Annotated in this window: 18 protein-coding genes; 11 read left to right on the forward strand and 7 right to left on the reverse strand. The window is 37.9% G+C overall.

The window, feature by feature from the left end; translation table 11 throughout:
* Nucleotides 1-7: 7 nt before the first annotated feature.
* The 5 genes from rfaP to A9G13_RS05375 form a co-directional block, all read right to left on the reverse strand.
* Complete coding sequence (gene rfaP / locus A9G13_RS05355; RefSeq protein WP_065556577.1) at nucleotides 8-811, reverse strand: lipopolysaccharide core heptose(I) kinase RfaP; 804 nt, start codon at nucleotides 809-811, stop codon at nucleotides 8-10.
* The gene (locus A9G13_RS05360; protein WP_065556578.1) at nucleotides 804-1,928 is read right to left on the reverse strand and encodes a glycosyltransferase family 4 protein; all 1,125 of its coding nucleotides are present in this window, start codon (nucleotides 1,926-1,928) and stop codon (nucleotides 804-806) included. Before A9G13_RS05360 ends, rfaP begins: the two co-directional genes overlap by 8 nt.
* Nucleotides 1,929-2,175: 247 nt before the next feature.
* Complete coding sequence (locus A9G13_RS05365; RefSeq protein WP_065556579.1) at nucleotides 2,176-2,565, reverse strand: nuclear transport factor 2 family protein; 390 nt, start codon at nucleotides 2,563-2,565, stop codon at nucleotides 2,176-2,178.
* A gap of 9 nt (nucleotides 2,566-2,574) precedes the next feature.
* Nucleotides 2,575-3,501 carry a TIGR01212 family radical SAM protein gene (locus A9G13_RS05370; RefSeq protein ID WP_065557091.1) on the reverse strand — a complete coding sequence of 309 codons (927 nt, stop codon included), beginning with the start codon at nucleotides 3,499-3,501 and terminating at the stop codon, nucleotides 2,575-2,577.
* 77 nt (nucleotides 3,502-3,578) lie between these two features.
* A complete protein-coding gene (locus A9G13_RS05375; protein WP_065556580.1) occupies nucleotides 3,579-3,986 on the reverse strand; it encodes a hypothetical protein in 408 nt (135 codons plus the stop codon).
* Nucleotides 3,987-4,235: 249 nt separating this feature from the next.
* Here A9G13_RS05375 and A9G13_RS05380 point away from each other — a divergent pair, with 249 nt between their 5' ends.
* From A9G13_RS05380 to A9G13_RS05425, 10 genes are all read left to right on the forward strand, one after another.
* Nucleotides 4,236-4,874 carry a nitroreductase family protein gene (locus tag A9G13_RS05380; protein ID WP_065556581.1) on the forward strand — a complete coding sequence of 213 codons (639 nt, stop codon included), beginning with the start codon at nucleotides 4,236-4,238 and terminating at the stop codon, nucleotides 4,872-4,874.
* Between the two features lie 11 nt (nucleotides 4,875-4,885).
* On the forward strand, nucleotides 4,886-6,082 hold the full coding sequence (locus A9G13_RS05385) for an FTR1 family iron permease (protein ID WP_218059163.1): 1,197 nt from the start codon (nucleotides 4,886-4,888) through the stop codon (nucleotides 6,080-6,082).
* A 132-nt stretch (nucleotides 6,083-6,214) separates the two neighbouring features.
* Nucleotides 6,215-6,781, forward strand: a complete 567-nt coding sequence (locus A9G13_RS05390) for an iron transporter (protein WP_065556583.1) — start codon at nucleotides 6,215-6,217, stop codon at nucleotides 6,779-6,781.
* Nucleotides 6,782-6,862: 81 nt separating this feature from the next.
* Entirely contained in the window at nucleotides 6,863-8,113 is a 1,251-nt protein-coding gene (locus tag A9G13_RS05395) for a Fe-S-containing protein (protein ID WP_065556584.1), read from the forward strand.
* Nucleotides 8,114-8,136: 23 nt separating this feature from the next.
* Nucleotides 8,137-9,423 (forward strand): ABC transporter permease, encoded by a 1,287-nt coding sequence (locus A9G13_RS05400; RefSeq protein WP_065556585.1) that lies wholly within the window; start codon nucleotides 8,137-8,139, stop codon nucleotides 9,421-9,423.
* Between the two features lie 14 nt (nucleotides 9,424-9,437).
* Nucleotides 9,438-10,583, forward strand: coding sequence for an ABC transporter permease (locus tag A9G13_RS05405; RefSeq protein WP_065556586.1), 1,146 nt, complete (start codon nucleotides 9,438-9,440; stop codon nucleotides 10,581-10,583).
* Between the two features lie 10 nt (nucleotides 10,584-10,593).
* A complete protein-coding gene (locus A9G13_RS05410; RefSeq protein WP_065556587.1) occupies nucleotides 10,594-11,253 on the forward strand; it encodes an ABC transporter ATP-binding protein in 660 nt (219 codons plus the stop codon).
* A gap of 22 nt (nucleotides 11,254-11,275) precedes the next feature.
* Nucleotides 11,276-11,758, forward strand: a complete 483-nt coding sequence (locus A9G13_RS05415; RefSeq protein ID WP_065556588.1) for a DUF4418 family protein — start codon at nucleotides 11,276-11,278, stop codon at nucleotides 11,756-11,758.
* A gap of 16 nt (nucleotides 11,759-11,774) precedes the next feature.
* Nucleotides 11,775-12,986 (forward strand): ABC transporter permease, encoded by a 1,212-nt coding sequence (locus tag A9G13_RS05420; RefSeq protein WP_065556589.1) that lies wholly within the window; start codon nucleotides 11,775-11,777, stop codon nucleotides 12,984-12,986.
* Nucleotides 12,986-13,651 carry an ABC transporter ATP-binding protein gene (locus A9G13_RS05425; protein ID WP_065556590.1) on the forward strand — a complete coding sequence of 222 codons (666 nt, stop codon included), beginning with the start codon at nucleotides 12,986-12,988 and terminating at the stop codon, nucleotides 13,649-13,651. The genes A9G13_RS05420 and A9G13_RS05425 overlap by 1 nt, the downstream gene beginning before the upstream one ends.
* 16 nt (nucleotides 13,652-13,667) lie before the next feature.
* Here the strand turns inward: A9G13_RS05425 and A9G13_RS05430 are convergent, their stop codons facing one another.
* Nucleotides 13,668-14,249, reverse strand: a complete 582-nt coding sequence (locus A9G13_RS05430; protein WP_065556591.1) for a Maf family protein — start codon at nucleotides 14,247-14,249, stop codon at nucleotides 13,668-13,670.
* Nucleotides 14,246-14,656: a GNAT family N-acetyltransferase gene (locus tag A9G13_RS05435; protein ID WP_065556592.1), complete on the reverse strand. Its 411-nt coding sequence runs from the start codon at nucleotides 14,654-14,656 to the stop codon at nucleotides 14,246-14,248. Before A9G13_RS05435 ends, A9G13_RS05430 begins: the two co-directional genes overlap by 4 nt.
* A gap of 246 nt (nucleotides 14,657-14,902) precedes the next feature.
* Here A9G13_RS05435 and A9G13_RS05440 point away from each other — a divergent pair, with 246 nt between their 5' ends.
* A complete protein-coding gene (locus A9G13_RS05440; RefSeq protein WP_065556593.1) occupies nucleotides 14,903-15,331 on the forward strand; it encodes a universal stress protein in 429 nt (142 codons plus the stop codon).
* Nucleotides 15,332-15,388: the final 57 nt, after the last annotated feature.

Genomic DNA, 15,388 nt, shown 5'->3' on the forward strand with positions numbered 1-15,388 from the left:
CTTATGGTTAAAGCTGATACTTTTGAGTCCGTTGCGCAATTCGCTCCGCTTTTTGCTGCGTGCTGCTGATTAATTTATGTTCGTCACGCACAATATCTTTTAATGGCTTATTGAAATAGTTTTTTAAGAATAACCAAATATCGCGATTAGTTAATCCTATTTTAGTTGATGAAAAATACAGACCAATTAGATCCTTATCACGCCAACGTGTTGGCACTTTAGCACGCGTTTGCGCGCGATGTAAATCAATGACCGATAATTTTATCTGCTGCTTGTTTTCAAACAGAGGAATATCTAATAAAAAATGACACAAATAACAATCACGATGGTTTACCCCAGCGGCGTGCATGTTAGCGGTCATTTTAGCTAGATAGACAATCAGTGAACGTTTCAGGTGATAACTAGGGGGATTAGTTAACCACGGCTTAGTAAAATCCTCTAAACTAATCGTCGGATTAAGATCTTTGGTAATGATAAAGGAATGCCGAGTCAGTGGATTTAACCCTTTACGACCAAATGCGCGCCCATCCATAGTATTCACACCAGCTTGTTCTAGGCGATGAATTGCTTGCCACTCTTGTTTAGCATCTAACACCGGTAGGCGCAATGAAATCAGGTTCTTAACGATCTCTTTAATGGTAGTACCGCGATGGATCTTAATAAAATAAGATTCACCTTCAAGGTGAAAATTTAAGGTTTTGCGCTGTTTTACCTCACGATAGACGTCACCGGATATTAGTTCAACCTCAGAAAAAGGATCTTTATTTTGCCATAGTTGGTCAAAAGGTGATTTAAGTTCTATTTCATTCATAAGGGCGACAACCTAAAATAATGTCAGCGGCGCGATCAGCCAAATGGTATAAATCGGCATTGTTGCCATAGTGAATGGCGTTTTCATGCCAAATTTGATACTGCTCGTTATTGGTCATAGCATGTTGTAGCACTTGATTTAGCTCTAATTGTGAATAAGGTTCGGTTAATACCACCCCCGCTTTGGCGTCATTAATATGATAGGCATAGCCGGAAATCCCAGACACAATCACCGGTACTCCCGCCGCTAATCCTTCAATTAATACCATGCCGGCAGCTTCTTGCCGAGCTGGGTGCAATAATAAATCGGCAGCAAATAAAAAATCAGGGATATCATTGCGACCAGAATAAAAACGCACTTGATGAGCAATGCCGAGCTGTTTAGCTAGTTTTTGATAAGCTTCGGGTTTATCTTGCCCCACGACCAGATAAATGACTTTCTGCTTTAATTCGCTTGGTAAAGCGGCAATGGCAGTTAATGAGCGATCAACCCCTTTACGTTTAAAGTCGGAACCGATTTGCAGCATAACAAAAGCGTCCGCTTTGATTTGATTCGCTTGCCTGAATTGTTGGCGTTTAATTAATGATTCCGGATTAAATTTGCGATCCATTGCAATACCTGGTGGCAATAGATTAAATCGATTTTTTGGAGTGTGATAAAAGTGTTCAAAATCAGAAATTTGTTGCTTAGTTAATACCATAATTTGCGTGTGATGTTGTGGATTAAATACCGCATCTTCAAAGGCTAAATAGTGCTTGCAACGTTTGGTTAATTTATATAAAAAACTCTTATGTGAGACTTTTTCGGCAAAACAAGTATCACCAGCAAAATACACATCCAATTCTGGCATTTTGTTAAAACCCACTACGCAGTCAACCGGATTAGCTTGTAAGTGAGCTTTAACCCAATGGTAATAGAATTCATTACGACTATGATTAGATAGTCCTTTTTTCGGCACTAAAATAATATCCATTTGCGAAGGCTTGGTGCCTTGCCAATTCATCACATAAACGCGAATCTTATGACCATGAGCATGGCAAGCATTAGCAATTTGCAAAAAATCGCGTTGCAAACCACCAAAAGGAAAATATTTATAAATACAAAAAGCCAGTTGCATGCAGATTGCCTCAAGTAATAAAGGGATATTATATACTTAGTCGTTATTGTTGCGCAAAGTTTGATTTTAGGGGTGAACCAAGTGAACGCTCATCATCAATAAATGTTTGTAGATCAGATAACAGCAATGGTGTAAAAACTGTTGCGGAGTCTATGCCGTTATAATGCTGTTTTAATTATTGGTAATTAATAAATTGTCTATAATTATTAAGATAATTGTTTATAACCTTAATTATATTTGGCCATAATCAATGTCTGGCGCCAAGATCTTTGTCTTCACTATTACCCTGTAATTGGCGCGTTAACTCATTGCAAGTGACGATTTTTTGATTAGCGATTTTAAATAAAGCAAAAACTTCAAACTCGCTGACACTATTGTCTGTTTTCGTGACTTTAACAAAATGATGGCTGTGAACTTTATCCCCTGATTGACTTATCGCATCTATGGTGACAGCAAATTGTTTGACCACACTACGTAATAATTGCATATGAGCCACAAACTCATTAAAGCCTAGGGTTTTACCATCTACGGTTTGTTGATAATCAGTGGAAAAATATTTTACGATTAATTCATGAATATCAAGATCTGATGTCAGCAAATCACTTAATGCGTGTTTAACTATTTGAATATTGTCCATTAAATTCTCCTATGCTTTAAAACAATAATTATCGCCGATGGCGCTACCTTGTACACCAAATTGGCGTAAGTTGTGATCGACTGCATTCATGGATTGCCAATGGTTTTCACACCAATCCGGTGCTAATAGGGTAGGCTTTCTGGCATTGGCCGAAATGCGATGATATAAAATATGCGCTGGGGTTTGGCGAATAATATCACCCGCAATATCCACATACTCATCTAATGACAATACATTAAGACGCCCAGCACGCCACGCTTTGGCCATAATGCTACCTTCGACAATATGCAACGGATGCAGTTTTAAACCATCCACACCACAATTTAATACTTGTTCTAATGTAAACAAATTATCTTGCTTGGATTCTTTCGGCAGACCAATAATTAAATGTGTGCAAACTTTAATCCCTAGCTGACGAGCTTTTTGTACCGTTTGCTGATAATCAATAAAGGTGTGTCCGCGGTTAATCGCATGCAACGTTTTATCAAGTGCAGTTTGTAAACCGAGTTCTAGCCACACTTCATACCCTTTTTCTTGATAAGACGCTAATAGATCAAGGGCTTCATTGGGTACACAATCCGGACGCGTGCCAACACATAGTCCCACTATATCGGCACTGTTTAATGCCTCTTCATACATATTTTTAAGGATTTCAACTTCGGCATAGGTACTGGTATAAGCTTGAAAGTAGGCCAGATAACGTTTAGATTTTTTCATTTGCTGGGCTTGCGAAGTCAGCTGATCTGCAATCGATTTAACTTGTATGGACTCATCAATAATAGACGCAACATTACAAAATGTGCAACCACCCACACCAATGGTGCCGTCACGATTGGGGCAACTAAAGCCACCATGTAAGGTCAGTTTATAAATTTTTTCGCCATAACGGCGTTGTAGATCTGCACCAAAAGTATTGACGACTAAATGAAGTTGCATAATAAACCAGTAAATGAATTTAGGGTATTGTACGCCAGGGTGTTGATTTGCTTCAAGCAACGCATTTTACAGGAAGCCTATTTTTGTAAAATATATTTTTCAGTGGTTGGCGTATGGCTAGTATTTTTAATAATATGTAATAATTTAATCTGGTCACCTTTTTTCGCTGCAGTTAAGTCATAAGCGTTGGCTAAGGTAATTAATAGCTCATATGGTTTATTGTCGGGCAATTGACAACCACTGTCTGCTCGTCCTGCTATTTTGGTGTCAGTAATCCAAAGCTTCAATTCAAAATCACTCACTTCATATGCTGAATTAGCCATAATCTCCCCATTATTATCGACACGATTCATTGATTTAATCATGATAACTGGATCCTCTAATAACGTTCCTGTTAATAGACAACTATCCACATAAGATGCAGAAGCAAAGAGTGAAAAAGGAAAAATAATTAATAAAACAGCCAGTTGAATAATATTCATCATGTGAAAATATTGTTTCGGGTAAAATTGGATAGATTATAACCATTAAAAATTAATTATGTCCATTATCAAAAAAAGTTGACGTCGATTTATTAGCTAACAAACTCTTTATATTAACTAAATTGCTAAGAATCAGGCATAGTTCTGCTTTCAAATTATGCAACAAATGATAATTATTATTATTTGATATTGATAATTGTGATCATTAGCAATAAGATAGGGTTATTGTTACAAAATTGTCAGAGGTAAACTATGCCGTACATTATGCGGAAATTAGTTGTTATTTGCTTCACTTCACTTTTTGCAATGTCCTTTTGTTATGCCGATATTTCGTTACCGACACCACAAACTAAAGATGGTATGAGTTTATTCGAAAGTTTGAAAAAACGCGCATCCACACCTGGTGGTGGCTTTCCTGTGGGTAAAATTTCTGATGATGAGCTTTCCAATGTACTATGGGCTGCTAGTGGGCTAAACCGCGGTAAAACGGGTTGGACTATTCCAATGGCTAATGGCAGGTCACCTTATGTCCGTATTTATGTGGCTGGTGAAAAGGGTGTCTATATTTATGAATGGGAAGGCCATTATTTACGTGAAATCAGCGATAAAGATATTCGTGGGGATATTGCCATGCAGGCGTTTACTAAACGCGCTGCTTATTCATTAATCTTTGTTCCCGACACTAAAGCATTAGCCGATCTTCCTCCAGATCAAGCGAATAATTTTAGCCAAATAGCAGTCGGTGCTATGAGTCAAAATATTTATCTGGTTGCCGCAGCTTCAAAATTAAGTGCTAGGTATATCCATTCGATTAAACCAGACATAATTGCCCAAGAGCTGAAATTACCAGAAAACAGTCAGCCGATTGGCTTAATTTTACTAGGTAAATGAGAGGTAAAATTGTGAAACGATTTTTAACTATAGCATTTTTGTTAATAGCCAGTTTAATGGCATTTACCTCATCTAGCTATGCAGAAACCAAAAAATACGACAGCTGGAATTCAGTAATTGATGAAATGGATGCGATCTTGAATGAATCCTATGATATCTATTTCATGAAAGATACTGATAAAGCTAAAGAAAAAGTAAATTATGCTTATTTTGGTTTTTATGAAAAACATGGTGTTGAACGAGCGGTAATGTCTTATATTTCGGGTAAACGTGGTACGGATACTGAATACCAGTTTGCCAAAATTAAACGCTTAATGACAGAAGGGGCACCTAACAAAGTAGTGCGTGCTGAGATTGATACTATTATAAAAATGCTGCATGAAGACGCTAACGAATTAGATGGTAAAAAGGAAAGTGGTTGGAGTGTGTTATTAGCTTCCTTCATTATTATTTTCCGAGAAGGTTTAGAAGCTATTTTAGTTATTGCGGCAATTTCGGCTTACTTAGTGCGTTCTGGTAATATGCCGATGGTGAAAATGGTTTATTTGAGTTCCTTAGTAGCGGTATTTGCCAGTATTTTAATGGCGATCGCACTGCATACTCTTTTCGATATCAGTGGTGCCAATCAAGAGATGCTGGAAGGTGGGGCAATGTTGCTTGCCACTGTGGTATTGTTTTTTGTTAGTAACTGGATGTTTTCCAAAGCCGAGGCCGAGGCATGGAAAAACTATGTTGAAGGCAAAGTGCAAAGTGCAGTGTCATCAGGTAGTGGCTTTGCTTTAGGTTTTGCTGCCTTTTTAGCCGTGTTCCGTGAAGGTGCTGAAACTATCTTATTCTATCAGGCGATGCTGGCTGAAGCTAAAGAGCATATGGATATGGTGTGGTATGGTTTAGGTATAGGCTCTGTGGTGCTAGCGATAATCTTCATCTTGATCCGTTTTGGTACTATGAAATTACCAATCAAACCATTCTTTATTGGTACTAGTGTATTAATGTATATAATGGCGATTGCCTTTGCTGGTGGTGGTGTTAAAGAGCTACAAGAAGCAGATATTATTCCAGTTACTCCAGTAGATTTTGTACATTCAATTGATATTTTAGGTATTTACCCAACAGTTGAAACCTTACTTCCACAATTGTTTATGGTGTTAGTTGTGGTCATTTCTGTGGTGTATTTAAAAGTAAAACATGGTAAAAAAAGCAGTTAAAAAATAGTTTAAATTTAGTTAAGATGTTGCCTGATTTTTTGCAGTTAACATCTAAAAACTAATTTACTAGTAAAAAAGTAGTAATTATAAAAAAAGTCTTAAGTAGTTAACTAAAAAGTAGAGGAGTTTTCAATGAAAAAATTAGTATTAACAGCAGGGATTTCATCAATATTAGCATTATCTTCATTTGCTTATGCTGCTCCTGCACCGGCACCAGGGGAACAAAAAGGTTTTGAAGAATTCCCAATTGGGGATGAAATCACTGTAGGTCCATTACACATTGGTGCGGTGTACTTCCAACCAGTTGACATGGAACCTGCTGGCATGGGAGGTCTAGCAGCATCAAAAGCTGATATGCATATTGAAGCAGATATTTCTGCGGCTGACGGCAATAATTTAGGTTATGGTGTTGGTGAATTTGTACCTTATTTAACTGTTAAATATCAAATCTTAAAAGAAGGTAGCAAAAAACCAATTGAAGGTAACTTCATGCCAATGAATGCATCTGATGGCCCTCACTATGGTAATAATATTAAGCTTGATGGCGCAGGTAAATACAAAGTTACCTTTACGATTGAAAACCCAGAAAAACAAGGTTATTTATTGCATGTAGATAAAGAAACTGGTGTAGAAGGTCGTTTCTGGACTAAACCAATTACTGTTTCTTGGGACTTTAACTATGTTCCACGTGCGTGGTAATCGTAAGTTTTAAATCTTAAATTATAAATATTGGCGAGGATCAACTCGCCAATAATATATTGCAACAACTGGTCAATCATTATGCTTCAATATCTTATCAAGATTACTGACAATACTTTTATACCTATTATCATTGTTGCGTTATTAGGTGCAGTAATTAGCAAGTTAAATGCATCGAATAGCAAGAAAATCGCGCTAACGGGTTTGATATTAGGCTTTATAGCAGCACTAGTTTATGCAATTTTAAAACGCAATACCGGTTTTGCGGTGCGTGAATTTTATGATCTTGGGGTGATTATCCCGTGGACAATTATTGCCATTCCTTTATTGATTAGCATTTGGATGCTAAAAACTTTCCCGAATACTTTTTGGAAGGCAGTGTTTATTTTATTGGCTACCGTCAGTTTTGGCTTGGTAGTTGCTCAGTGTTTACCAAATTTAATGTTGTATCCATTCGAATTTGCGGTGGGTATGGACTCAATTTTTAATAATGACTTCCTGTTTAAATGGGTGGGTTATTTATTTGCATTAGTGGTCATTTTATTGATCGGTCTGTTTATTTATTGGATCTGTGCGCGCTTATCCGATAAGTTTGTTTGTTGTATTGCTGCGCTTGCATTGGCTATTTTCACTATTGAAAATGCCATTAATATTCTGCAGATTTTAATTGTTAGGCGGTTTATTTCACCACAAGCGTGGATGATGGATTTAGTTATTTTTGTGCTTGGGCATGTTAACTTCTTCATCTTTATTTTTATGGTGATTGTTCTGTTTTTAGCAATAGTCTTATATGTTAAATCTAAAACCACCTCATTAGTCGGTAGTAATCCTGCCAAAATTCGTAAAATGAAAGCCCAATTACGTAGTGATAGAAGAACATCCTTATTAGTTATAGCGGGTGTTGCCATCACTGCTTATACGGTTACGCGGGCGCGCTATATTTTTGAAAAAGGAGTGGAACTTACTCCAGCAGAACCTATTACTCCTAATGCCGATGGCTTAATTGTGATCCCGCTTGAAAAGATTAATGATGGTAATTTACACCGTTATGGCTTTGAAGCATCGGATGGCACGGTAGTTAGGTTTATTATTATTAAAAAGAGCGAAAATGCTTACGGTGTTGGTCTTGATGCTTGTGATATCTGTGGAGCCACAGGTTATTATCAACGAGGTAATCAAGTCGTTTGTATTTTGTGTGATGTCGTGATGAATATTGCTACTATCGGCTTCCCTGGTGGTTGCAATCCGGTACCGCTTAAATTTGAAATTATTGACGGCAACATGGTGATTAGGCCTGCTCATCTTGAAGCTGAAAAAAATCGTTTCAAATAATAATGTAAACAAAGTGAGATATTATGTTTCGTAGAATGTTACTAAGCGTGTTAATGCGGCAAAAAAAGAAGCTATTTTTAATTGCTGTTACGGTCGCATTAGGGGTGTCATTAGCTACAGCCATGTTAAATGTCATGTTTGATGTGGGTGACAAGGTTAACCAAGAGTTAAAAGCCTATGGGGCTAATTTAAACATTGTGCCCAAAGGTACCGCTTTGGTAAACGAAATGTATCAGCTGGATAATAATGATAAACAACAAGCGATGCAGTTTATTAAAGAAGATGATCTGGTCAAAATTAAGATGATCTTCTGGGCATACAATATTGTGGATTTTGCGCCTTATCTAACTACTCAAGCCACCTTTAATGATAAACCAATCACAGTGGTGGGTACTTGGTTTAATAAACATTTAAATATTCCAACTGGTGATGAAGTGGATACCGGCATGTTGGCGATGAAGTCTTGGTGGACCATTGAGGGCAACACCATGACCGATGACAATTTACAAGGTGTAATGGTCGGTGAGACAGTTGCTAAACAGTGGCATTTACAGTTGGGCGATAGCATTACTTTAACTTCACCACAAACTCAAAGTCCCATCACCTTAAAGGTTAATAATATTTTCCATAGTGGTGGCGCTGAAGACTCACAATTATTTGTGGCTTTACCTGTAGCCCAACAACTGGCGGATAAACCAGGGTTGGTGGAAAGGGTTGAAGTCAGTGCCTTGACTACGCCTGAAAATGATTTAGCGCGTAAAGCTGCTCAAGATCCAAATAGTTTATCCAGAACCGAGTGGGACACATGGTATTGTACTGCTTACATTAGTTCGATTGCTTATCAGTTAGAAGAACTCATGCCAGATGTACATGTAAAAGCAATTATGCAAGTGGCCGAGTCTGAGGGTTCGATCTTACAAAAAACCCAATTATTAATGCTACTATTAACAATTCTTTCACTAATCTGTTCAGCGTTGGCAATTTCTAATTTAGTTACCGCTAATGTTATTGAACGTAGCACCGAAATTGGTTTATTAAAAGCGTTAGGGGCAACCAATACCTCAGTGGCATTATTAATATTAACTGAAATATTAGTAGTAGCTTTTGTCGGAGGGATTTTTGGTTACTTCCTTGGTTTAGGTTTTGCCCAGATTATTGGGCATACAGTTTTTGGTTCGTTTATCCAGCCAAAAATGGTAATTATTCCATTGGTAATTATTATGGTATTTACAATTACGCTGTTAGGTAGTTTACCAGCATTGCGTATGATGATGTTTTTACGCCCTACTGAAGTGTTGCATGGTCGCTAACAGGGAAGGCTAATATGATCATAAATAAAAATCAAAGATTTATTATTAAAACAGTGCTTAGTTCACTGATCAGACGGCGTTCACGTATTGCAGTGGCTTTACTGGGTGTGGCAATTGGTGCCACAGTACTACTTGGCATGGTAACACTTTGTTATGACATCCCTAGGCAGATGGGGCAGGAATTCCGTTCTTATGGTGCTAATCTGTTATTAATGCCAACTAATAATCAACCGACTATGGATATGGCAGAAGTACAAAAAGCGGTTAGTTTATTACCGCGCGATAAAGTGTTAGGGGTAACGCCATTTCGTTATGATACTATTCGTAGTAATCAACACCCATATACCATTGTGGGTACTGATTTTAATCAGGTGACTAAAACCAGTCCATTCTGGCAAATTGATGGTGCATTACCACAAAATCCCCATGAAATTATGGTCGGTACTGATATTGCAAGTTTTGCGATGTTAACTATTGGTAGCAAAGTGACTATTTCAGGTAAATCTAAACAAGATTCACGCTTTGAAGAAGAGATGACCATCACCGGAATTGTCAAAACTGGTCGTGCAGAAGATAACTTTATTTTTATTAATCTGCATGATTTAGAACAATTGCTGGAAGAAAAGGATCAAGCTGAAGTGGTGGAAGTAAGCATCACCGCATCCGAAGCAGAATTAAAACAATATATTGACACTATCACTAGTCAATCTACTACTATCGAGCCGCATTTGATTAAATGGGTTACCCAATCTGAAACCTCAGTACTTGGTAAGCTGTCATCGCTGCTCTACTTAGTTACACTAGTGGTGTTAGTACTAACTATGATTTGTGTCGCGACTACCATGATGACGGTGGTTATGGAGCGCCGTAAAGAGATCGGCCTTAAAAAAGCCATAGGTGCACATAATAAGAGTATTGCTAAAGAGTTTTTAGCTGAAGGCTTGGTATTAGGTGTGATTGGTGGGACTATTGGTGCTTTTTGTGGAATAGTGTTTGCGCAAGTGATCAGTACCAATGTTTTTGGCCGTTCAATTAGCATTGAATTTTATTTAATCCCAATTACGATTGCTGTGTCAGCTATAGTAACAGTTATTGCTTGTTTAATTCCAGTCAAACGGGCGGTTGAAGTAGAACCAGCGTTAGTCTTGCGTGGCGAATAGGATATGACAAATGAATATACTTGAAGTAAAAAATGTCTCTAAAATTTATGGTTCTCTGCATGCGCTTTCTGAGGTGAATTTAACCGTTGAAGAAGGTAAATGGTTATCCATTATGGGGCCATCGGGGAGTGGTAAAAGTACCTTAATGAATATCATTGGTTGTATGGATAAACCAACGTTAGGGTCAGTTATTCTTGATGGGCAGGACATTACCCAGTTATCGTTATCAGAACTAACCGAAATCCGTCGTGATAAAATTGGTTTGATCTTCCAACAGTTCCATCTGATTTCTTACTTAACGGCTTTAGAAAACGTAATGGTCGCGCAATATTATCATAGCATGGTGGACGAAAAAGAAGCGATGCAAGCATTGGAACGAGTCGGTTTAGCTGCGCGAGCTAAGCATTTACCGCGCCAGCTTTCCGGTGGTGAGCAACAACGTGTGTGTATTGCCAGAGCACTCATTAATTACCCAAAACTCATTTTAGCCGATGAGCCAACCGGTAATTTAGATGAAACTAATGAAGAAATGGTCATGAATTTATTGCATCAACTTCATGAAGAGGGCAGTACTATTATTGTCGTGACTCACTCACCTGAAGTTTCTAGACATGCCCAAAATACCGTTGTTTTAGAGCATGGTAAAGTGGCTCGATTTATAACCAATTAACCAATACAAGGGCTTTAATTTTATGAAAAATCGTCTAATTTCATCATTAATTTTTATTATTATAGGGGCTTTACTAATTTTAGTGCCTTTGTATATCGTGCCAGTCTGCCCACCGCCAGAAGTCGCCACGATGCCGACTGACATGACCAACAATATGATGAATCATGAAATGGCACATAGTACCACGGGTACCATAATGAAATGTTTTTGGACTGCCAGAGCCGAAGTTGGTATTGGTATTGTGGTGATAGCTATTGGACTATTGATGTTATTTTCGCGTACGGTGTTTGTACGCATGGGTTTAAGCATGGCGCTTGCTTGTATTTCATTTTTTACCGCAGCCATTCCGACTATTTTAATCGGTGTTTGCCCGGGCGCTATGATGCTATGTAATATGGGCACCAAGCCCGCTCTAATTTTGTTATCGATACTATTATTAGTAGTGGCGATTATCAATGCCCTTTATTTGAATAAAGTGTCTAGAAAACTTAATTTTAGATTATAGACAGCAAGGTTTAAACATGCAGGAAAAAACTATCACCATCGCAAACTTAGCTTGGCGAAATGTGCAACGCCGTCCATTTCGTAGCTGTTGTTTGATTATTATCATTATGCTGTTTTCGGCCACATTATTTGGTGGCAGCGTATTGATGAAGAACTTGAGTTTAGGAATTTCCGGCATGGCCGATCGTTTAGGTGCTGATATCCTTATTGTTCCCCACGGCTATGAAAAAAATCTAGAAGTTGCATTATTGCGTGGTGAGCCAAGTAGTTTTTACCTTAAAGTTGATTTAATCGATAAAATCAAAGATATTCAAGGCATCGATGCTATTTCTCCGCAACTATTTATTGCGTCACTAAATGCCGGCTGTTGTAGCAGTAAAGTTCAACTAATTGGCTTTGATCAGCACAGCGATTTTGTGATTAAGCCATGGTTACAATCGCAACTGTCAACGCCACTAACTGATAATGAAGTAGTAGTCGGTTCTAAAATCTCATCGCAAGTAGGTGATGAAATTAAGTTCTTTAATCATCCATTTAAAATTGCCGCTAAAATGGATAGTACCGGAATGGGTTTTGATACCTCTGTTTTCATGACCTTACAAGCAGCAAGAACGTTAATGCAAGAGGCTAAATTAGTTGAAGGTGATGTTGATCATTTTGCTAATTATGTTTCCTCGGTGTTTATTAAAGTGAATCCTGACTATCAGCCTAAAGATATCGTCAATCAAATAATGCCCAAATATGCCATAGACTATAATATAGATTTTGTTATGACCAAAGGCATGATAAGCAATATCTCCAAATGGTTAAATAGTTTTTCTACCATTGTTTATAGTTTATCAGCCATTTTTTGGGTGCTGGCCATTATTGTGATCTTTATCATTTTCTCTTCCATGCTTAATGAACGCAAACGCGAAATTAGCTTATTACGCATACTTGGTGCCTCTCGACTAACATTAGTTAAAATGCTATTGCGTGAATCACTGATTATTAGTGCCTTAGGCGGCATAGCCGGGATTTTAGTTGCGGCAATCTTGCTGTATGCCTTTAGTTTGCTAATTTGCCAATCAATTGGTCTGCCGTGTGTCAATATTTCATTATTTGATGCTATATTTTATGCGGTTGTGGTCTTTATACTTACTCTAATTATTGGCCCACTTTCAAGTATCTATTCGGCGCTATCGATGACCAAATTTGATACTTATAGCACACTTAGAGAGGGTGAATAATGTTACTGGACATCAAAAATTTACGCAAAGACTATACCCGAGGCCAACAAACTTTTGCTGCGGTCAATAATGTTAGTTTTTCCATGGCAAGTGATGATTTTGTCTGCATAATGGGTAAGTCAGGCAGTGGTAAAACTACCTTACTAAATATGATTGCCGGCTTGCTAACACCAACTCAAGGTAAAATTATTATTAATGATACCAATCTATTTGAACTTAATGATCAGCAAGTTTCGGCATTTCGGAATCAGCATATTGGTTATATTCCGCAAGGCAGCAGTTTATTACCTAACTTAAATGCTATTGATAATATTCGCTTACCTTTTTATTTAACCAAACGCGAACCGCAAACTTGCTTGAGTTATGCTCAAAGCTTGCTAGAAAAAGCGAATATAAGTTATTTGCAAGAGGCTTTCCCTGCTAATATGTCAGGTGGTGAAATGCGCCGTATCGCCATTTTACGTGCACTTATTTGTAAACCGCAACTCATTATTGCCGATGAGCCAACTAGCGATCTCGATGATGAAAGTTCAGCAGAAATTATGCAACTATTAACCGAGATCAACCAGCAAGGCACGGCCTTACTAATTGTCACTCATGATAACGATGTTGCCAGTTATAGCCAAAAAGTGCTGAAAATGTCAGCAGGCAAACTATTAACTTAAGCAGAAAGTGCCACATCTACATCAGTAAAGGATTACAACCCATTTGTATCATAATCTTATTTAGTTTTAACAGTGGCAAACCGACCAGCGAGTTAATATCATCGCCTTCCAGTTTGTCAAATAAAGTGATGCCTAACTCATCACATTTAAAACTACCTGCACATTGAAAGGGCTGTTCTTTCGCGATATAAGCGTCAATTTCAGCATCAGTTAACTGCCGAAAAGTAACTTTAAATGGTTCACACAGAGTAACGGATTGTGATGTATTGGTATTAATTACCGTCATGCCGGTATAGAAATAAAAGGCCTTACCACTGCTGTTTTGTAACTGTTTGCGAGCATTGGCAACAGTATGCGGTTTACCTACAATTTTATCGTCTAACACGCCCACTTGATCTGAGCCAATAATCAAACTATTTGGGTAACATTCAACTAATGATTGTGCTTTTATTTTAGATAGACGTAGCACCAATTGTTCGGCACTTTCACCCGCTAATGGGGTTTCATCACAAACGGGAGCAACGCATTCGAATGGAATGGCTAATTTGTGCAGTATTTTTTTACGTGATAGTGATGTTGAAGCTAAAATAATTTTCATTGTAATAACTCATTTAAAGTCCAAGCAGAAGGATGTGCTTGAAAACCAAGATGTGGATAATAATCGACCGCTTGCGGTGCAGCTAATAAGGTTATTTTACAATTGCTTGCGGTGTGTTTTTGCACCTCTCTAATTAACTGTTTACCAATACCTTGATGTTGGTAACGCTCATCCACAGCCAAATCAGCTAAATAAGTGATATACACAAAGTCAGTCAAACAACGGGCGATGCCAATAAGTTGCTGATCATCCCAAGCGGTAATCATTAAGTTAGCATTATCTAACATAGCTTGAAAACGTTTGCCGTCAGTAATCGGACGGCGTGCGCCTAAACTACAGTTGCTATACAAACTGATGGCTTGGCTTAAACTAGGTTTATGATCACTACGATAAACGATTTTTTGCATCTTTTGGCTCCATGCTAACTTGCAATTCTAGCTCAGAAAACGATAAGGATTGATAATCCAATGATAATCAAAAGGATCTTATGTTGCAATAATTCCTATATTGTAACTGTTATCAGCAAAAGCAGTGGTTTAATTTATTTATATAGAAAAAGCATTAGATAATTGCACAAAAATCCGTATGATAGTAATAGTTATTGCTTTTGGTTTATCCAAAAGGTAGGGTTTCAATTTAACTAGGGGGTCATTATGTATAAGAAGATTTTAGTTCCTGTCGATATTTTAGAAGAAGAGTTAACTAAAAAAGTTATTCCCCACTTAGAATGTCTGGCCAAATTGTCGAATGCAGAAGTGATTTTTTTCCATACTTTACCAGTTGCTTCTGCCATTGTTAATGCTTATTCATTTGGATTTGATGAATTTAAAGATCAAGCTACGGTACAAACTGAACAATGGCTGCATAAACTGATTGATTCAGTTAACTTACCGCGTGAAAAACTATCTTTTTCCATCGCCTTCGGCAACCCACGCGATGAAATTCTTGCTATAGCCAACGAGATTGAACCAGACCTCATTATTATCGGTTCGCGCCGCCCCAATATTTCAACCCATCTTTTAGGCTCAAACGCTGCCGGAGTAGTGCGTGGCGCTAAAACCTCAGTTTTAGTCGTACGCTAGGTTCCATTACCAAGACCGTGATTTGTTGTAAACCAAACACGGTCACCGTAACCCTTT

Source organism: Gilliamella sp. wkB178 (genome assembly GCF_001690705.1).
In the GTDB taxonomy this organism is placed as follows: domain Bacteria; phylum Pseudomonadota; class Gammaproteobacteria; order Enterobacterales; family Orbaceae; genus Gilliamella; species Gilliamella apicola_K.

What these genes read in the sequence shown, in the direction of transcription:
- A9G13_RS05360 (WP_065556578.1), bottom strand. Translation starts at nt 1,928, where the DNA reads ATGCAACTGGCTTTTTGTATTTATAAATATTTTCCTTTTGGTGGTTTG.
- A9G13_RS05400 (WP_065556585.1), top strand. Translation starts at nt 8,137, where the DNA reads ATGTTTCGTAGAATGTTACTAAGCGTGTTAATGCGGCAAAAAAAGAAG.
- A9G13_RS05370 (WP_065557091.1), bottom strand. Translation starts at nt 3,501, where the DNA reads ATGCAACTTCATTTAGTCGTCAATACTTTTGGTGCAGATCTACAACGC.
- A9G13_RS05410 (WP_065556587.1), top strand. Translation starts at nt 10,594, where the DNA reads ATGAATATACTTGAAGTAAAAAATGTCTCTAAAATTTATGGTTCTCTG.
- A9G13_RS05415 (WP_065556588.1), top strand. Translation starts at nt 11,276, where the DNA reads ATGAAAAATCGTCTAATTTCATCATTAATTTTTATTATTATAGGGGCT.
- A9G13_RS05395 (WP_065556584.1), top strand. Translation starts at nt 6,863, where the DNA reads ATGCTTCAATATCTTATCAAGATTACTGACAATACTTTTATACCTATT.
- A9G13_RS05365 (WP_065556579.1), bottom strand. Translation starts at nt 2,565, where the DNA reads ATGGACAATATTCAAATAGTTAAACACGCATTAAGTGATTTGCTGACA.
- A9G13_RS05380 (WP_065556581.1), top strand. Translation starts at nt 4,236, where the DNA reads ATGCCGTACATTATGCGGAAATTAGTTGTTATTTGCTTCACTTCACTT.
- A9G13_RS05435 (WP_065556592.1), bottom strand. Translation starts at nt 14,656, where the DNA reads ATGCAAAAAATCGTTTATCGTAGTGATCATAAACCTAGTTTAAGCCAA.
- A9G13_RS05440 (WP_065556593.1), top strand. Translation starts at nt 14,903, where the DNA reads ATGTATAAGAAGATTTTAGTTCCTGTCGATATTTTAGAAGAAGAGTTA.
- A9G13_RS05375 (WP_065556580.1), bottom strand. Translation starts at nt 3,986, where the DNA reads ATGATGAATATTATTCAACTGGCTGTTTTATTAATTATTTTTCCTTTT.
- A9G13_RS05390 (WP_065556583.1), top strand. Translation starts at nt 6,215, where the DNA reads ATGAAAAAATTAGTATTAACAGCAGGGATTTCATCAATATTAGCATTA.
- A9G13_RS05425 (WP_065556590.1), top strand. Translation starts at nt 12,986, where the DNA reads ATGTTACTGGACATCAAAAATTTACGCAAAGACTATACCCGAGGCCAA.
- rfaP (WP_065556577.1), bottom strand. Translation starts at nt 811, where the DNA reads ATGAATGAAATAGAACTTAAATCACCTTTTGACCAACTATGGCAAAAT.
- A9G13_RS05430 (WP_065556591.1), bottom strand. Translation starts at nt 14,249, where the DNA reads ATGAAAATTATTTTAGCTTCAACATCACTATCACGTAAAAAAATACTG.
- A9G13_RS05420 (WP_065556589.1), top strand. Translation starts at nt 11,775, where the DNA reads ATGCAGGAAAAAACTATCACCATCGCAAACTTAGCTTGGCGAAATGTG.
- A9G13_RS05405 (WP_065556586.1), top strand. Translation starts at nt 9,438, where the DNA reads ATGATCATAAATAAAAATCAAAGATTTATTATTAAAACAGTGCTTAGT.